The following is a 15,878-nucleotide window of genomic DNA, read 5'->3' as shown; positions in this document are numbered from 1 at the left end:
GGTCTCCCGAGCTCTCATCCTGAGGAGCAGGCGCCAGCCTGCGCCTCGAAGGATGCTCCAGAAGACGCCGCTCACTGGAACATCCTTCGAGACGCGCCTTCGGCGCTCCTCAGGATGAGGGCTGTGGTTCACTGGCATCGGCGAACAGGCAGACACATGACCTCTCTCCCTAACGACACGCTCGCCCTGCTCAAGCGCCTCGGCGTCTCCGAGAGTGCCTATGCCGATGCCGGCCTCTCGGCCCGCTCGCCAATCACCGGCGAGACCGTCGTAACCCTGCGCGAGACCTCCCCGGGCGAAGCCGAGGCCGCGATCGGCCGGGCCCAGTCCGCCTATCTCGCCTGGCGCAAGGTGCCGGCGCCGCGGCGCGGCGAGTTCGTGCGCCTGCTCGGCGAGGAGCTGCGCGCCGCCAAGACCGATCTCGGCCTGCTGGTGACGCTCGAAGCCGGCAAGGTCACCTCCGAGGGCCTCGGTGAGGTCCAGGAGATGATCGATATCTGCGACTTCGCCGTCGGCCTGTCGCGCCAGCTCTACGGCCTGACCATCGCCACCGAGCGCCCGAACCATCGGATGATGGAGACCTGGCACCCGATCGGCGTCTGCGGCGTGATCTCGGCCTTCAACTTCCCGGTCGCGGTCTGGTCGTGGAACGCGGCGCTCGCCTTCGTCTGCGGCGACAGCGTCGTCTGGAAGCCCTCCGAGAAGACCCCGCTGACGGCGCTTGCCGTGCAGGCCATCGTCGAGAAGACGATGAAGCGCTTCGGCCCCGAGGCCCCCGTCGGCCTCTCCGAGATCCTGATCGGCGGCCGCGAACTCGGCGACATCCTGGTCCAGGACCATCGCGTCCCGGTCGTCTCGGCCACCGGCTCGACCCGCATGGGCAAGGAAGTCGGCCAGAAGCTGGCGGCTCGCTTCGCCCGCGCCATCCTCGAGCTGGGCGGCAACAATGCCGCGATCGTCGCTCCCTCGGCCGATCTCGACATCGCGCTGCGCGGCATCGCCTTCGCGGCGATGGGCACCGCCGGCCAGCGCTGCACCACGCTGCGCCGCCTGATCGTGCATGAGAGCGTCTATGACGCGCTCGTGCCGAAGCTCGCCAAGGTCTACGGCTCGGTGAAGATCGGCGATCCCCGCGAGGCCGGCGTGCTGGTCGGTCCGCTGGTCGACGAGGCCGCCTATCAGGGCATGCAGAAGGCGCTCTCCGAGGCCAAGGCCGAGGGCGGCAAGGTCCATGGCGGCGAGAAGGTCGATGTCGGCACTGGGGGCTTCTATGTCCGTCCGGCGCTGGTCGAGATGCCCAGCCAGTGCGGCCCGGTCGAGCGCGAGACCTTCGCGCCGATCCTCTATGTGATGAAGTACAAGTCCATCGACGAGGCGATTTCGATCCAGAATGCGGTCGGCGCCGGCCTGTCCTCCTCGATCTTCACGCTGAACATGCGCGAGGCCGAGCTCTTCGTCTCGGACGAGGGTTCCGACTGCGGCATCGCCAATGTCAATATCGGCCCCTCGGGCGCCGAGATCGGCGGCGCGTTCGGCGGCGAGAAGGAGACCGGCGGCGGCCGCGAGGCGGGCTCCGACGCCTGGAAGGCCTATATGCGCCGCGCCACCAACACCGTGAACTACGGCACCACGCTGCCGCTGGCGCAGGGCGTCAGCTTCGACGTGGATGCGTGAGGCATAAGCCGTCATTCTCGGGCGCCTGATAGCGGTGACCCGAGAATCTCATGACGAGAAGATGCTGGTTTTCGAGATGGTCGGGTCAAGCCCGACCATGACGGCCAGACGATGAGGGAGACGAAGACCATGGCCGGCAGCCACAAGCTCGCTGAGTTCACCTGGGACGATGCCTACCTGCTCGACGAGCAGCTCACCGAGGACGAGCGGCTGATCCGCGACACGGCCCGCGCTTACGCGCAGGAGAAGCTCGCCCCGCGCATCCACGACGCCTATCTCGACGAGAAGACCGACCGTTCCATCTTCAACGAGATGGGCGAGCTCGGGCTGCTCGGCGTCACCGTCCCCGAGGAATATGGCTGCGCCGGCGCGAATTACGTCTCCTACGGGCTCGTCGCCCGCGAGGTCGAGCGCATCGACTCCGGCTACCGCTCGATGATGTCGGTGCAGTCCTCGCTGGTGATGTTCCCGATCTATGCCTATGGCAGCGAGGAGCAGCGCAAAAAGTACCTGCCGAAGCTCGCCAGCGGTGAGTGGGTCGGCTGCTTCGGCCTGACCGAGCCGGACGCCGGCTCCGACCCCGGCGGCATGAAGACCCGCGCCGAGAAGGTCGCCGACGGCTACAAGCTGAGCGGCTCGAAGATGTGGATCTCGAACTCCCCGATCGCCGACGTCTTCGTCGTCTGGGCGAAGTCATCAGCGCATGACAACCAGATCCGCGGCTTCATCCTCGAAAAGGGCATGAAGGGTCTCTCGGCGCCGAAGATCGGCGGCAAGCTTTCGCTCCGCGCCTCGATCACCGGCGAGGTCGTCATGGACGGCGTCATCGTGCCGGAGGAGAACCTGCTGCCGAACGTCTCGGGCCTGAAGGGCCCGTTCGGCTGCCTCAACCGCGCCCGCTACGGCATCTCCTGGGGCGTGCTCGGCGCCGCCGAGGACTGCTTCCACCGCGCCCGCCAGTATGGGCTCGACCGCAAGCAGTTCAACAAGCCGCTCGCCCAGACGCAGCTCTATCAGAAGAAGCTCGCGGACATGCTGACCGAGATCACGCTCGGCCTGCAGGGCAGCTTGCGCGTCGGCCGGCTCATGGACGAGGGCAAGATGGCCCCCGAGATGATCAGCCTCGTCAAGCGCAACAATTGCGGCAAGGCGCTCGATATCGCCCGCCAGGCCCGCGACATGCATGGCGGCAACGGCATCCAGATCGAGTATCAGGTGATGCGCCACGCGGCGAACCTCGAGACGGTGAACACCTATGAGGGCACGCATGACGTCCATGCGCTGATCCTCGGCCGGGCCATCACCGGCCTGCAGGCGTTCTTCTGAGCGCCGTCAGGCGTCATGCCCGGGCTTGACCCGGGCATCTCGTCCCATGCGAACCTCCCCCGGAGATGGTCGGGTCAAGCCCGACCATGACGCCCGAGTCGAACCCGCCATGACGACCCCTCCCCTCGCCGGCCTGCGCGTCCTCGAACTCGCGCGCATCCTCGCAGGCCCCTGGATCGGCCAGCTCCTGGCCGATCTCGGCGCCGACGTCGTCAAGGTCGAGGCGCCCGAGGGCGACGACACCCGCAAATGGGGCCCGCCCTTCGTCGAGGGCACCGGTGAAGAGCATCTCTCAGCCGCCTATTTCCACGCCGCCAATCGCGGCAAGCGCTCGATCACGGCGGACTTCCGCACGCCAGAAGGACAAGCTCTGGTCAGGCGGCTCGCCGCGCATGCCGATGTGGTGATCGAGAACTTCAAGGTCGGGGGCCTGCAGAAATACGGGCTCGACGCGGCCTCGCTGCGCAAGGAATTCCCGCGCCTCGTCTATTGCTCGGTCACCGGCTTCGGGCAGGACGGCCCCTATGCGCCGCGCGCCGGCTACGACTTCCTCGTCCAGGGCATGGGCGGGGCGATGTCGATCACCGGCGAGCCTGCGGGCGCGCCGATGAAGGCGGGCTATGCGGTCGCGGACATCTATACCGGGCTCTATGCCTCTGTCGGCATCCTCTCCGCGCTGCGCCAGCGCGACGCGACGGGCGAAGGCGCGACGCTCGATCTCGCCTTGCTCGACTCGCAGGTCGCGGTACTCGGCAACCAGGCGATGAACTATCTGGTCTCGGGCAGCCCGCCGCCGCGGCTCGGCAACGCCCACCCCAACATCGTGCCCTACGACGTGTTCCCGGTCGCAGACGGCCACATCATCATCGCCACCGGCAATGACGGCCAGTGGCGCAAGCTCTGCGACGTTTTGGGCGATGCGGCCCTGGCCGACGACCCCGACTATGTCGACAACAAGTCGCGGGTGAAGAACCGGATCGCACTGACCGCACGGCTGCACGCGCTCTGCCAGCGCTACGGCAAGGCCGATCTGCTGGCGGCGCTGGAGAAGGTCGGCGTTCCCGCCGGGCCGATCAACGACATCGGCGAGGTCTTCGACGATCCGCAGGTGATCGCACGCGGCGTCAACGTCGCGCTGCCGAGCGCAGCCGCCAAGGCGGGCAGCATTCCGACCGTCGCCTCGCCCATCGTCATGAACGGTGTGCGGCAGGTGGCAAGCCGGCCGAGTCCGCGGCTCGGCGAACATGAAGACGACATCTTGAACGATCCGGCCTGGGGCGGAGTCTCCACGGCACCATGACACTCAGCCGTCATCCTGAGGGGCCGCGATGCGGCGTCTCGAAGGATGAGGGCTCGAAAAAGGGCAGCGAACATGGCTAATCGTACCGGCGGGCAGATCCTCGTCGACCAGCTTCTGATCCATGGCGCCACCGACGCCTTCTGCGTGCCGGGCGAGAGCTATCTCGCCGTGCTCGACGCGCTGCACGATGCCTCGATGAAGGTCACGATCTGCCGGGCCGAAGGCGGCGCCTGCATGATGGCCGAGGCCGTCGGAAAGCTCACCGGCAAGCCCGGCATCTGCTTCGTGACGCGCGGCCCCGGCGCCACCAACGCCTCGCCCGGCATCCATATCGCCGATCAAGACTCGACCCCGCTCATCCTCTTCGTCGGCCAGATCGAACGCGGCATGCGCGAGCGCGAGGCCTTCCAGGAGCTCGACTACCGCGCCGTCTTCGGCACCATGACGAAATGGGCGACCGAGATCGACGATGCCGCGCGCATCCCGGAGATCATCAGCCGCGCCTTCCATGTCGCGACCTCGGGCCGCCCCGGTCCCGTGGTGATCGCGCTGCCCGAGGACGTTCTGACCGATCTCGCGGATGTCGCCGACGCCGAGCCCTACAGCATAACCGAGCAGCACCCTTCGCCGGTGCAGATGGACGATCTCGCCAAGCGCTTCGCCGCGGCCAAGTCGCCGATCGCGATCCTCGGAGGCTCGCGCTGGAGCCCAGAGACGATCGCCGATTTCCAGGATTTCGCCGAGCGTTTCGACCTGCCGGTTGCGGTATCCTTCCGGCGGCAGATGCTGTTCCCGGCTGATCATCCGAACTTCGCAGGCGATCTCGGCATCGGCCCGAACCCGAAGCTGCTGGCCCGTATCCAGGAAAGCGACCTCGTCCTGCTCGTCGGCGGCCGCCTTTCGGAGATGCCGAGCCAGTCCTACAGCCTGTTCGGCATTCCCAATCCGGGCCGGCCGCTGGTGCATGTTCATCCCGACCCGGAAGAGCTCGGCCGGGTCTATCGCCCGACACTGGCGATCAACGCCTCGCCCGCTGGCTTCTGTGCCGCGCTGGCGACGATCGAACCGCCGAAGGCTCCGGCCTGGGCTGGCGCGAGCGCGGCCGCGCATGAGGCCTATATCGCCTGGAGCGAGCAGCCAGCGCCGGTGCCGGGAGAATTCCACCCCGGCGAGATGGTGCGCTGGCTGAGGAGCCAGTTGCCCGACGACGCGATCATGTGCAACGGCGCCGGCAACTACGCCACCTGGGTGCACCGCTTCCACCGCTTCAACAAGTTCGCGACGCAGCTTGCGCCGACCTCGGGCTCGATGGGTTACGGTGTGCCGGCGGCGATCGGCGCAAAGCAGATCTTCCCGGAGCGGACCGTCATCGCCTTCGCCGGCGATGGCTGCTTCCTGATGAACGGCCAGGATTTCGCGACGGCCGTGCAATACGACCTGCCCGTGATCGTCGTCGTGGTCGACAACGGCATGTACGGCACGATCCGCATGCATCAGGAGAAGCACTATCCGGGCCGCATCTCGGCAACGACGCTGAAGAATCCCGATTTCGCTGATTATGCCAGGGCCTTCGGGGGCCATGGCGAGCGCGTCGAAACGACAGCGGAGTTCGCGCCGGCCTTCGAACGGGCGGTAAAGAGCGGCAAGCCCGCGATCATCCACTGCCTGCTCGACCCGGAAGCGATCACCCCGGCGAAGTCGCTCTCGACGATCCGGGCCGAGGCCTTCGCCGCGCAGGGCAAGCGCTGATCGCGCCCAAGCGAGAAATTCGCCACTGCGCCTGAACCGGAGCCGAACCTTTCGCGACCAACCGTCGTTGAGGAAACGACGATGCGGAGGGCTCGGCGATGAAGCACGGATTTGCGATCCGATTCGGGATGGCGGCTTTGGCCGCCATCGCGGCGGCGCCTGGTGCGGAGGCCGCAGGCTTCTTCGACAATCTGGCGCGGGCGATCTTCGGCCCGCCGCGCCTGCGAGCCTCGCCGATCTATGAATTCGACGAAGCGCCGCGGGCCAAGCCACGTCAGCGTGCGTCCGAGCCAGCGTCAAAGCCGAAGCCGCCCGTCGTCAAGCTCGACCCGCAGACCGACCGGAACTGGCACCTGAAGGACCCGACGCTGCGGCGGGGCGATATTGTCGTCACCGCGAGCGGAGTACTGGTTTATCAAGGCCGCGACAGCGATGCGACGCATCCCGGCGATTTCGTTACCCTGGGCGGCAGCGACCCCAAGGGCTGGAAGCAGACGTTGCAGACCGCAGCCGCCGGCGGCCGCAACATGTTCCATAGCGACCCGGTCAGGGCGGGAGCCGCGACGACCGAAGCCGGCGAAAACAACCAGGCGACGGCCCGCTAGACATTTCGGCCATCAACGCGGCCAAACCACATCCGGCCAAGCAGGCCATCGCGCCAGAGCAGCATATGGACGGCCACAGCCGCCACATGTGCAGTACCGAGAGCGATCAGGATGTTGCCGAGCTGATCGTGCAGCCAAAGCATCTGCTTGTAGATGGCGGGGTTCGGACCGATCGGGTGCGGCACCGGAAACAGCCCGAAATAGAGTGTCGGGATCTGGATCGGAGCGGCTGCCGCCATGAGCAGCCCGGTGACCGGGAGTGCCAGCAGGCAAAGATAGAGCCCGGCGTGGACAGTGCCGGCCGCGGCGCGTAACCACCGGTTTTTCTCGAACGACTCCGGCTGCGGAACAGCCAGACGCAGCGCGAGACGCAGCACCACGAAGAGCGCGATCGTCAGCCCGACGGATTTGTGCCGCTGATAGAGTTCGAAGCGGGCGATGAGGTCGCGGCTCTCGTCCCGCATCGGGCCGGATATCCAGAACTGGAACAGCACGAGCAGCAGCGTCAGCCAGTGCAGCACGACACTGGCCGGATGCCAGCGGGCCGGCTCGCTCATCGCTTCAGGCGCCCTCTGATGACGATCTCCATGCGATCGTCGACGACGTTCACGTCGCGGCCGATACCGTAGACCGGCCGCAGGAAACTGCCGCTGGCCTGGAAAGGCAGCATTTCGCCGCGCCTCGCCCGCTCGATATCACCATCCACGGTGGCCCTCACGTCGAAAGGCTGCGTCACGCCCTTGATCGTCAACCTGCCGCGGATGTCGAGGCTGTTCTCGCCTGTGCGCGAAACGTGTTCGGAAACGAAGCTCGCCACGGGATAGTGAGCCACATCGAGCATGCTCTCCCCGGCGATGAAGCCGTCGACCAATGGCGAGCCCGCCTTGATCGACGCGGTCTCCAGCGTCACCCGGACGCGGCTTCGCTCGGGATGGTCGAAATCGATGGCGAAGTTGCCGTCATAGCGCTCGAAGCGCCCATTCGTGACCACGGCCCCGAAACGGTGCCCGATGAAGCCAACTTCGGTCGCACCGCGATCGAAGGTCCAAGTGGATTGGGCCTGAGCCTGCGATGCGGCCAGCAGGGCGGCGAAAGCGAAGGCACGAATCCTGATCATCATGGCACCCGGAAGCTGCCGGAGAAGAAGCGACCATCCGCCAACTTGAAGGAAATGCCATGGCCGCGTGAGCCGGAACACGGAAAGGTGATTCAAGATCGATCTATCAAGGTTGACGGCGCCTTCGCGCGGGCGCGGGCGCTTGACCAGTCGTTAAGCGCGCCCGTGTCGTGTCGTTGAAACTTTGCGGAGAGTCGTCAGTTGTTGTTCCGGCAGGGAGGCCGGCGAGATGGCAAGACGGTTGCGTAAAGTCGTGTGTGTCGCAGCCGTGGCGACTATCGCCGCCACTATGCCGGCGGGCGCCGCCGGCCTGCTCGACGATCTGGCCAACGCCCTGTTCGGGCGGCCGAGACCCCGCCCGGTGATCGAATACGAGCCCTATGATCCGCTGAGCGTCACCGTGAAGCCTCACCGGAAACGCGCTTCGGCCGAGGTCGCCTCCAAGCCGAAGCCGCCGGTGGTCAAGCTCGACCCCCAGCGCGACCCCGATTGGTATCTGAAGGACCCGACATTGCGCCGCGGCGATGTGGTCGTCACGGCGCGCGGCGTGCTGGTCTATCAGGGCCGCGACAGCGATCACATGATCGACGGGGACTTTACCGCGCTAGGCGGCAAGCCCGGCGAGAAGAGCTGGAAGGGCCAACTGCAGGCAGCCGCGGCCGGCGGCCGCAGCTTCTTCCGCGATTTCCGCGACGCGCCGCCCAGCCCCGCCGACATCTCGCTGGCTCAGCCGGCGGCGCAACGCGAACCCGCCCTGCCCTGACCTTGCTGCATCAGGCCTTCGAGCGGACACCGTCGAAGGTCGAGCGAATGGCGCGCGCCAGTGCGATCGCCGCCCAGCCCTGGAAGATCAGCTCGATCGCCAGGAAGGTGCCGAGCACCCAGAGGCTAGACGCGGGCCATTGCGCCAGGATCATGCCGCCGAGCAGCAGCGAGAGCGCGCCCGAGAAGGCGACCCAGCCCCAATAGGGCAGCTCCCGGTTCTGGAAGGCCATGATCAGACGGAGCACGCCCGTCGCGACCAGAGCCGCACCGGCCAGAAGGGTCAGCGACGCCGTGGCGACCAGCGGATTGACGAAGGTCATCACACCGACCGCAACGTAGAGCACGCCGATCAGGATGTGCCAGAGGCGGCTTTTCCAGGCTTGATGGCGGAAGGCGTCGATCAGCACGACGATGCCGCCGACAAAGATCATGGCGCCGAACCAGATGGCACTGGCGAGGCTGAGCAGCGCCACGGCGCCGAGGCCGAGAACGCCGAGGATGATGAGGATGATCCCCTCCGCCATCAACCAGCCCCAGCTACGCCGGAGCGGAATGAGATGCGTACCGAGAGAGGGAGGGTTGGAGACTCCAGACGGTGTGCTCATGGCGACCGACTCCATTCCGGGCAGCCGCGACAGCCGGGCTACCTCGTTCGACGGCGCGTATGAGAAACCCACGCAGCGGTTGCGTCAATGATCTGACGCAAGCCCGGCGTCAGTAGGTGGCGCGCCCGCCCGAAAGACCGAACACCGCACCGGTCGCGAAGCTGCAGCGCTCGCTCGCAAGCCGGGCGGCCGGCCCCGGCCCGCTCCGAAACGGCCCCGAGCCGCTTCAGCGGGCTTCTGGCCACCATGGCCGCGACCGTCTCCACGGAGAGGCGATGTCCCAGATTACGGTGTCAGGCCGTCCTGTTTCAACCGGTCCGCCACCGCGGCGCCGATCCCCCTGGAGCGGCCGGTGACGGCGGCGATCCGCCGCTCCGGCATGACGGCTTTAGCCGAGCCTTTCGGCGACGAGCTTGCGCAGGCCGCGCAGGTCCTTGACGAAGCCGCGGATGCCCTCGGCCAGCTTTTCGGTCGCCATCGCGTCCTCATTCATCGCGAAGCGGAAGGCCTTCTCGTCGAGCACGAGCTTTTCCGGGGCCTTGCCGGGCGCGTCCGGCTTCAGCTTGCGCGGCAACTCGCCGGTCGCGCCGGCAAGTTCATCGAGCAGGCCCGGGCCGATGGTCAGTCGGTCGCAGCCGGCCAGCGCCTCGATCTCGCCGGTGTTGCGGAACGAGGCCCCCATCACCACCGTGTCGATGCCGTAGGTCTTGTAATAGGCATAGATCGACCGAACCGAGACGACGCCGGGATCGGTCTCGGCGGTGTAGGGACCGCCGCCGGCCTTGACGTGCCAATCGAGGATGCGCCCGACGAAGGGCGAGATCAGGAAGGCCTTGGCATCGGCCGCCGCAACCGCCTGCGGCAGCGCGAAGAGCAGGGTCAGATTGCAGTCGATCCCCTCGCCCTGCAGCACCTTGGCCGCCTGCAGACCCTCCCAGGTCGAGGCGACCTTGATCAGGATACGGTCCTTGCCGACGCCGCGCTCCTTGTAGGCGGCGATGATGGCACGGGCTTTCTCGATGCTCGCCTGCGTGTCGAAGGAGAGATCGGCATCGACCTCGGTCGAGACGCGACCGGGCACGATCTTGGACAGTTCGGTGCCGAAGGTCACGGCGAGGCGATCGCAGACGGCATGGACCGCCTTCTCGCCACTGCCCTGCCTCTTGCCCCAGCCGATCGCCTCGTCGACGAGATGGGCATAGGCCGGGGTCTCGACGGCCTTGAGGATCAGGGTCGGATTCGTGGTGCAGTCGACCGGCTTCAAGCGGCGCACGGCCTCGATGTCGCCGGTGTCGGCGACGACGGTGGTCATTTCGCGGAGCTGGTCGAGCTTGGAAGCGGTCATCGTCTTTTCCTGGAAATCGTCTTCGTCAGGCTAACGCCTGCAATGTGACGCCTGTTCGGCACGATTGCGAGAGGGGCGAAGCAATTCGGCCATGCATGGCCGGCTCCCATCATGCTCGGGCTCGACCCGAGCATCTCTTTCGGGAGATTCTCGGGTCTCCGCTTCGCCGCGCCCGGGAATGACGGGCGTCGGCAACCGAGCACTCAGCTCTTCACCGCGCCCGATGTCAGGCCGGCAACCATGTTCTTGCGGAAGCCGTAATAGATCACCGCCGGCGGGATGGCGTAGAGCAGGCCCGCCGCCATAAGCAGGTTCCAGGGCGCATCGTCAGCCGAGAGGAAGAGACCGAGGCCCACCGCCAGAGGCACCGCCTTCTCCGACGAAAGCAGCAGGAAGGCGTAGAGATACTCGTTCCAGGCCAGCAGCAGCGCGTAGATGCCGATCACCACCATCGAGGGTTTCATCAGCGGCAGATAGACCAGCCGGAAGAGCTGGAGCGAGGTGGCGCCGTCCATCACCGCGGCCTCGTCGAGTTCCTTGGGCAACTTGTCGGAGGCCTGCTTCAGAACCCAGATCGCATAGGGCGAGGCCAGCGCCACCATGGCGAGGATCAGCGAGGCCTGCGTGTTGAGCAGCCCGTAGGAGCCCATCGCCTTGTACATGGGTATGGCGAGGAAGGCGGCTGGAATGAGATAGGTCGCAAGCGCGAGATTCATCATCGTGCGCCCGCCCTTCACTTTAAGCCGGGCGATGGCGAAAGCGGCCAGCGTCGCGACGAACAGCGTGATCGTCCCCGTCGCGATCGCGATGAAGAAGCTGTTGAACAGCTGCCGCCAGAAATTATGCAGGTAGTAGTGCTGCTGATTGAAGACGATCTGGAAGTTCTGCAGCGTCGGATTGTCCGGCCAGAGCTTGCCGGCCAGCATCGATTCCTGGTTCGAGATCGACAGAACGAAGAGGTGGTAGATCGGCAGCAGCGTCCAGATCAGCACGGGAATCGCGATCAGGATCAGCTTGCCTTCGTCGAGGAACTTCCTCATGCGTCTGCTCCCTTCGACAGGCGCTTCACCATCACGAAGACCATCGGCAGGATCAGCGGCATGGCGACGATGATCGAGGCGATGCCGAGATCGAGATTGTTGTTGCGCATATAGCGGATGCCGAGCGTCGAGAGGACGTGATTGAGATCACCCGGGCCGCCGCTGTTGAGCAGGTAGACGCTGTTGAAGTCGCCCAGCGTCCAGATCATCGAGAGCATGGTCGAGGTGATGTAGAGCGTCGCCAGCGAGGGCCAGGTGATGAAGCGGAACTGCTGCCAGCGATTGGCGCCGTCGACGCTCGCGGCCTCGTAGAGGTCCTGCGCGATGGCGAGCCGGCCGGTGATCAGGATCAGCGTCCAGAACGGCAGGGACTTCCAGATGTGGACGACGATCGACATGGCGAAGGCGAGCGTCGGGTCGGTCAGCCAGCCCGGCCCCTCCATGACGCCGAACCACTGGAAGAGCTGCTGGTTCACCAGGCCGTTCTCCGGGTTCAGCATCACCCGGAAGGACAGGATGGTCGGGATCGAGGGCACCGCCCAGGGCAGGATGAACAACACCAGCACGAAGCGGATCCAGGCCCGCTGCTGCACGAAGAAGCCGGACAGCCCGAGCGCGATCAGAAACTTCAGATTCACCGCCACGAACAGGAAGATGACCGTGTTGACGACAGTGCGCAGGAAGATCGGATCGGCGAAGAGCGCCTTGTAGGAATTCCAGTTGAGGCCGAGCCAGAGGCCATAGCCAACCGGGTAGACCACCATCACAGCGAAGACGAGCACATAGGGCGCCAGCATGATCAAACCCCAGATCGCGCGGTCGCGCGTGAAGCCCGATTTATCCTCGCGCGGTGCCGAAATCGGCGCTGTCATGGTGGCAGTGCTCATGGACTCTCCCTGGAATTGTCACCCGGTGAAAGATCCGCCGCGGCAATCCTTGCCGCGGCGGATCGAGGAGGCAAGCGAAGCGGACGCGGGTGTCAGCCCGCGATCTGCTTGATGCGGGCAATCATCTCGTCCACGGCCTGCTCAGCCGGGATCTTGTCCTGAACCACGCGATTCACGGCCTTGGCCCAGACGTTCTCGGCGTTCACGGTCGTGAAGTTGTAGTTGTAGACGAACTGGAACGGCACGGTGCCGTCCTTGTACTGCTTGTAGACGACCGCGCGGTGCGGGTCCTTGCCGTCAGACCAGAATGGCGCCTCGATGCCCTTCAGCGTCGTCGGGACCCAGCGGCCGGCCGAGCCTTCGACGAAGGGCCGCAGGTTCTCGTCCTTCATGAAGAAGGCCATGAATTCCTTGGCGCGCTTCTTGTTCTTGGCATCGGCGAAGATCACCGCCGTCTTGACCGCGGCGAGGTTGGTCATCTTGCTGCCGTCGGCCTTGAGCGGGAACTCGGCCGTGCGGATGTTGTCCTCGTAGTTCTTCTTGGCCTGCGCCCGCTGCTCGGCCGTGAGCGAGGGGTTGTTCATGTCGTCCATGTGCTTGCCGGCGATCGAGATCGTGGCGTTGTGCGTGGCGACGGTGGTGCGGTTGTGAAAGGCGACGTTGTTGTCCGGGTCGAGCCAGTTGACCGAGGACGGCGGCGTGCAGCCACGCTGGAAGATGTTGGCGTAGGACTTCACCGCCTCGACCATCGCCTTCTTGTTCTCGGGCTGGTCGAGCACGATCTTGCCGTTCTCGTCGACGACCTTGGCGTTATAGGCGTTGGCGAAGGTCAGGAAGGAGTAGAAGGTGTCGGAGGCGGCGATGCCCATCGGATGGCCAATGCCGTAGATGCGCTTGCCCTTGGCGCGCAGCGAACCCTGCACCTTGTCGCACCAGAAATCCCAGTAGCCGTTCCAGGTCTTCGGGATGTCGGCCTCCTTGAAGCCGGCCTCCTCCAGCATGTCCTTCCAGTAGGTGATGTGCATCATCTGCTGCTCGACCGGGAAGGCATAGTATGACTTCTTGCCGGCCTTGCCGTTCATCAGGAAGGTGGTCGAGAGCGCCATCGGCTGGATCTCGGCCTTCAGCGGCTCGAGCACGTCCGAGACGTCCTCGAGCTTGCCGTCATAGGCCCATTTGCCGGTCGTGCGGAAATCATAGGTGGTGCAGAAGCCGACATCCGGCGGCGTGCCGGCATCGACGGCGCCAACCGACTTGGTGACGCAGTCCTCGGTCGCATAGAGCGAGAGCTCGACCTTGACGCCCGTCGCCTTCTGGAACTTGTCGACGACCGCCAGCAACGCGTCGTCTTCGCCCTTGTAGAAGCCCTTGGTGAACCAGGCGGTCAGGACTTCCTGCGCCGAAGCCGCGCCGGACCAGCCTGCGAGAACCGCGGCCACAGCCGTTCCCAGGGCGAGATGACGAGCCAATTTCATCAGATAACCTCCCGTTTAAACCGTTTTAATCCGACGTTTTAATCGCCTTGCGGCGACCCTAATCGAAAAACCCAGGAGGAAACAAGCCGGCCCGCCGGTCTCCAAATAGTATTTTTAATTCCGATCCAGGCGGGTCCGCGCGCCCACTTGCGGTCCGCTTTCACCGAACCGTCATCTGTACAGTCTACGCGCAACGCCATCTCGCAATCGCGATTCAGAGACGGAGAGTTCCATGCAGCGCAAGGCCTTGAACGCCTTCATCATTGCGGCCGGCCTTGCCACCGCATCCGGCGCGCTCGCGGCCGAAGGCAAGCTCGTGCTCTACACCAGCCAGCCGAACACCGACGCCCAGCAGACGATCGACGCTTTCAAGGCGAAATACCCGAAGGTCGACGTGACCTTCGTCCGCGACGGAACGCCGCGCATCATGGCGAAGCTCAAGGCCGAGTTCGAGGCCGGCGCCCCGCAGGCCGACGTACTCCTCATCGCCGATTCGGTGACGATGGAAGGCCTCAAGAAGGACGATCGGCTGCTCGCCCACGACAAGGCAGATGTCTCCGCCTATCCGGCCGGCGTCCATGATCCCAAGAAGATGTGGTTCGCGACGAAGCTGATCACCACCGGCATCGTCTACAACACCAAGGCGGCGATGAAGCCGACGAGCTGGGCGGATCTCGCCAAGCCGGAAGCCAAAAACCAGCTGGCCATGCCGAGCCCGCTGAACTCCGGCGCGGCGCTGATCCACACGATCACGCTGACGAGCAACCTGAAGGACGGCTGGAGCTTCTATGAGAAGCTGAAGGAGAACGGCACGCTGGCCGCCGGCGCCAATGGCGATATCCTGCGCCAGGTCGCCACCGGCGAGAAGCTCTACGGCATGATCGTCGACTTCATGCCGATCCGCGAGAAGGCCAAGGGCGCGCCGGTCGAGTTCGTGTTCCCGAGCGAGGGGGTCTCCGCCGTCAGCGAGCCGGTCGCGATCCTGAAGAGCACGAAGAATCCAGAGGCCGCCAAGGCCTTCATCGACTTCCTGCTGTCGAAGGACGGCCAGGAGCTCGCGCTGAAGCAGGGCTATGTCGCGGCCCATCCCGATGTCGCCCTCCCGGCCGGCTATCCCGCCCGCAGCGCGATCAAGCTGATGTCGTTCGACGCCGCCAAGGCGCTCGCCGACGAAGCCGCGGCGCGCAAGCGCTTCAGCTCGATCTTCGAGTAAGGTCGCTTCCATGCTAAGGGCGCCGGCGCCATGACGCTGGCCATCGACCAAAACACGAAGCGGGAGCCCGCGCTTGCGGCCCCGCCTCTGCTGCAGCTGCCGGACGGCCTCGGCCTGCCGGCACTCGTCGTTGCGGTCGCGCTGCTGCTCGGCGGGCTGCCCTTTTTCCGGCTCGTCGTGGCGGCCTTCGCTCCCGGCTGGCAATTCGCGCCGGACGCCGCCTTCGCCGAGATGGCGAGCCGATCCGCCGTCGCAGCGACCTGGCATACGCTGGAAACCGCCTGCCTCTCCGCTCTCGGCGCTCTTTTGGTCGGGGGCATCGTCGCGCTGGCGCTCGGCGTCACCGATGTGCGCGGCAAGCGCCCCCTCGCCTTCTTCTTCGTCTTCTCGATGATGATCGCGCCGCAGGTGGCCGCGCTCGCTTTCCTCAGCCTGCTCGCGCCGAATTCGCAGATCCTGTCGCTGATCGGCCTCGCGCCTGCGCCCGGCACGCCGAATCCGCTGCTTGGCCGTGGTGGCATCATCCTGGTGATGGCCCTGCACCATGCGCCGCTGGTCGCGATCACGCTCTGGACGGGGTTGCGTAGCATCCCGCAATCGTTGATCGAGGCCGCGCAGATGGAGGGTGCCTCGAACGCCACCATCACGGCGCGGATCGTCGTCCCGGTGCTACGACCGCAGATCATCGCCGCCGGGCTCATCGCCTTCGTCGCGGGCGTCGGCAATTTCGGCATCCCTGCCCTGCTCGGCCTGCCAGTGAACTATCTGACGCTGCCG

General features: G+C 65.7%; 15 protein-coding genes. 8 read left to right on the top strand and 7 right to left on the bottom strand.

Annotation, left to right across the window (positions count from 1 at the left end):
- Positions 1-156: 156 nt before the first annotated feature.
- The 5 genes from amaB to AB4Z16_RS07605 all read left to right on the top strand — a co-directional run bounded on the left by amaB (position 157) and on the right by AB4Z16_RS07605 (position 6,654).
- Complete coding sequence (gene amaB, locus AB4Z16_RS07625; RefSeq protein ID WP_441510738.1) at positions 157-1,674, top strand: L-piperidine-6-carboxylate dehydrogenase; 1,518 nt, start codon at positions 157-159, stop codon at positions 1,672-1,674.
- Positions 1,675-1,803: 129 nt separating this feature from the next.
- On the top strand, positions 1,804-3,000 hold the full coding sequence (locus AB4Z16_RS07620) for an acyl-CoA dehydrogenase (RefSeq protein ID WP_441510737.1): 1,197 nt from the start codon (positions 1,804-1,806) through the stop codon (positions 2,998-3,000).
- A gap of 109 nt (positions 3,001-3,109) precedes the next feature.
- Positions 3,110-4,300 (top strand): CaiB/BaiF CoA transferase family protein, encoded by a 1,191-nt coding sequence (locus tag AB4Z16_RS07615; RefSeq protein ID WP_441510736.1) that lies wholly within the window; start codon positions 3,110-3,112, stop codon positions 4,298-4,300.
- 72 nt (positions 4,301-4,372) lie between these two features.
- A complete protein-coding gene (locus AB4Z16_RS07610; protein WP_441510735.1) occupies positions 4,373-6,049 on the top strand; it encodes a thiamine pyrophosphate-binding protein in 1,677 nt (558 codons plus the stop codon).
- 98 nt (positions 6,050-6,147) lie between these two features.
- Positions 6,148-6,654: a hypothetical protein gene (locus AB4Z16_RS07605; protein WP_441510734.1), complete on the top strand. Its 507-nt coding sequence runs from the start codon at positions 6,148-6,150 to the stop codon at positions 6,652-6,654.
- Here AB4Z16_RS07605 and AB4Z16_RS07600 read toward each other — a convergent pair.
- Positions 6,651-7,211: a cytochrome b gene (locus tag AB4Z16_RS07600; protein ID WP_441510733.1), complete on the bottom strand. Its 561-nt coding sequence runs from the start codon at positions 7,209-7,211 to the stop codon at positions 6,651-6,653. The two genes, AB4Z16_RS07605 and AB4Z16_RS07600, sit on opposite strands and share 4 nt — an antisense overlap.
- Complete coding sequence (locus tag AB4Z16_RS07595) at positions 7,208-7,774, bottom strand: YceI family protein (protein ID WP_441510732.1); 567 nt, start codon at positions 7,772-7,774, stop codon at positions 7,208-7,210. Before AB4Z16_RS07595 ends, AB4Z16_RS07600 begins: the two co-directional genes overlap by 4 nt.
- 265 nt (positions 7,775-8,039) lie before the next feature.
- On the opposite strand from AB4Z16_RS07595, the gene AB4Z16_RS07590 reads away from it, so the two are divergent.
- Positions 8,040-8,534 carry a hypothetical protein gene (locus AB4Z16_RS07590; protein ID WP_441510731.1) on the top strand — a complete coding sequence of 165 codons (495 nt, stop codon included), beginning with the start codon at positions 8,040-8,042 and terminating at the stop codon, positions 8,532-8,534.
- Between the two features lie 10 nt (positions 8,535-8,544).
- Here AB4Z16_RS07590 and AB4Z16_RS07585 read toward each other — a convergent pair whose 3' ends face one another.
- The 5 genes from AB4Z16_RS07585 to AB4Z16_RS07565 all read right to left on the bottom strand — a co-directional run bounded on the left by AB4Z16_RS07585 (position 8,545) and on the right by AB4Z16_RS07565 (position 13,888).
- Positions 8,545-9,141, bottom strand: coding sequence for an HdeD family acid-resistance protein (locus AB4Z16_RS07585; RefSeq protein WP_441510730.1), 597 nt, complete (start codon positions 9,139-9,141; stop codon positions 8,545-8,547).
- A 388-nt stretch (positions 9,142-9,529) separates the two neighbouring features.
- Entirely contained in the window at positions 9,530-10,486 is a 957-nt protein-coding gene (gene tal, locus AB4Z16_RS07580; RefSeq protein WP_441510729.1) for a transaldolase, read from the bottom strand.
- A gap of 203 nt (positions 10,487-10,689) precedes the next feature.
- Positions 10,690-11,526: a carbohydrate ABC transporter permease gene (locus AB4Z16_RS07575; RefSeq protein WP_441510728.1), complete on the bottom strand. Its 837-nt coding sequence runs from the start codon at positions 11,524-11,526 to the stop codon at positions 10,690-10,692.
- Positions 11,523-12,323 carry a carbohydrate ABC transporter permease gene (locus tag AB4Z16_RS07570; RefSeq protein WP_441511181.1) on the bottom strand — a complete coding sequence of 267 codons (801 nt, stop codon included), beginning with the start codon at positions 12,321-12,323 and terminating at the stop codon, positions 11,523-11,525. Before AB4Z16_RS07570 ends, AB4Z16_RS07575 begins: the two co-directional genes overlap by 4 nt.
- A 182-nt stretch (positions 12,324-12,505) precedes the next feature.
- On the bottom strand, positions 12,506-13,888 hold the full coding sequence (locus tag AB4Z16_RS07565; protein ID WP_441510727.1) for an ABC transporter substrate-binding protein: 1,383 nt from the start codon (positions 13,886-13,888) through the stop codon (positions 12,506-12,508).
- A gap of 232 nt (positions 13,889-14,120) precedes the next feature.
- On the opposite strand from AB4Z16_RS07565, the gene AB4Z16_RS07560 reads away from it, so the two are divergent.
- Both AB4Z16_RS07560 and AB4Z16_RS07555 read left to right on the top strand, forming a co-directional pair.
- Positions 14,121-15,101, top strand: coding sequence for an ABC transporter substrate-binding protein (locus AB4Z16_RS07560; RefSeq protein WP_441510726.1), 981 nt, complete (start codon positions 14,121-14,123; stop codon positions 15,099-15,101).
- A 30-nt stretch (positions 15,102-15,131) separates the two neighbouring features.
- Positions 15,132-15,878, top strand: a 747-nt coding sequence (locus tag AB4Z16_RS07555; protein ID WP_441510725.1) for an ABC transporter permease, incomplete at its 3' end; no start/stop codon positions are given.

This window comes from Allobosea sp. TAF32, assembly GCF_052113585.1.
Lineage (GTDB): Bacteria > Pseudomonadota > Alphaproteobacteria > Rhizobiales > Beijerinckiaceae > Allobosea.
This window is presented reverse-complemented; position numbering and strand designations above follow the sequence as displayed.

What these genes read in the sequence shown, in the direction of transcription:
- amaB (WP_441510738.1), top strand. Translation starts at nt 157, where the DNA reads ATGACCTCTCTCCCTAACGACACGCTCGCCCTGCTCAAGCGCCTCGGC.
- AB4Z16_RS07620 (WP_441510737.1), top strand. Translation starts at nt 1,804, where the DNA reads ATGGCCGGCAGCCACAAGCTCGCTGAGTTCACCTGGGACGATGCCTAC.
- AB4Z16_RS07615 (WP_441510736.1), top strand. Translation starts at nt 3,110, where the DNA reads ATGACGACCCCTCCCCTCGCCGGCCTGCGCGTCCTCGAACTCGCGCGC.
- AB4Z16_RS07610 (WP_441510735.1), top strand. Translation starts at nt 4,373, where the DNA reads ATGGCTAATCGTACCGGCGGGCAGATCCTCGTCGACCAGCTTCTGATC.
- AB4Z16_RS07605 (WP_441510734.1), top strand. Translation starts at nt 6,148, where the DNA reads ATGAAGCACGGATTTGCGATCCGATTCGGGATGGCGGCTTTGGCCGCC.
- AB4Z16_RS07600 (WP_441510733.1), bottom strand. Translation starts at nt 7,211, where the DNA reads ATGAGCGAGCCGGCCCGCTGGCATCCGGCCAGTGTCGTGCTGCACTGG.
- AB4Z16_RS07595 (WP_441510732.1), bottom strand. Translation starts at nt 7,774, where the DNA reads ATGATGATCAGGATTCGTGCCTTCGCTTTCGCCGCCCTGCTGGCCGCA.
- AB4Z16_RS07585 (WP_441510730.1), bottom strand. Translation starts at nt 9,141, where the DNA reads ATGAGCACACCGTCTGGAGTCTCCAACCCTCCCTCTCTCGGTACGCAT.
- tal (WP_441510729.1), bottom strand. Translation starts at nt 10,486, where the DNA reads ATGACCGCTTCCAAGCTCGACCAGCTCCGCGAAATGACCACCGTCGTC.
- AB4Z16_RS07575 (WP_441510728.1), bottom strand. Translation starts at nt 11,526, where the DNA reads ATGAGGAAGTTCCTCGACGAAGGCAAGCTGATCCTGATCGCGATTCCC.
- AB4Z16_RS07570 (WP_441511181.1), bottom strand. Translation starts at nt 12,323, where the DNA reads ATGCTGGCGCCCTATGTGCTCGTCTTCGCTGTGATGGTGGTCTACCCG.
- AB4Z16_RS07565 (WP_441510727.1), bottom strand. Translation starts at nt 13,888, where the DNA reads ATGAAATTGGCTCGTCATCTCGCCCTGGGAACGGCTGTGGCCGCGGTT.
- AB4Z16_RS07560 (WP_441510726.1), top strand. Translation starts at nt 14,121, where the DNA reads ATGCAGCGCAAGGCCTTGAACGCCTTCATCATTGCGGCCGGCCTTGCC.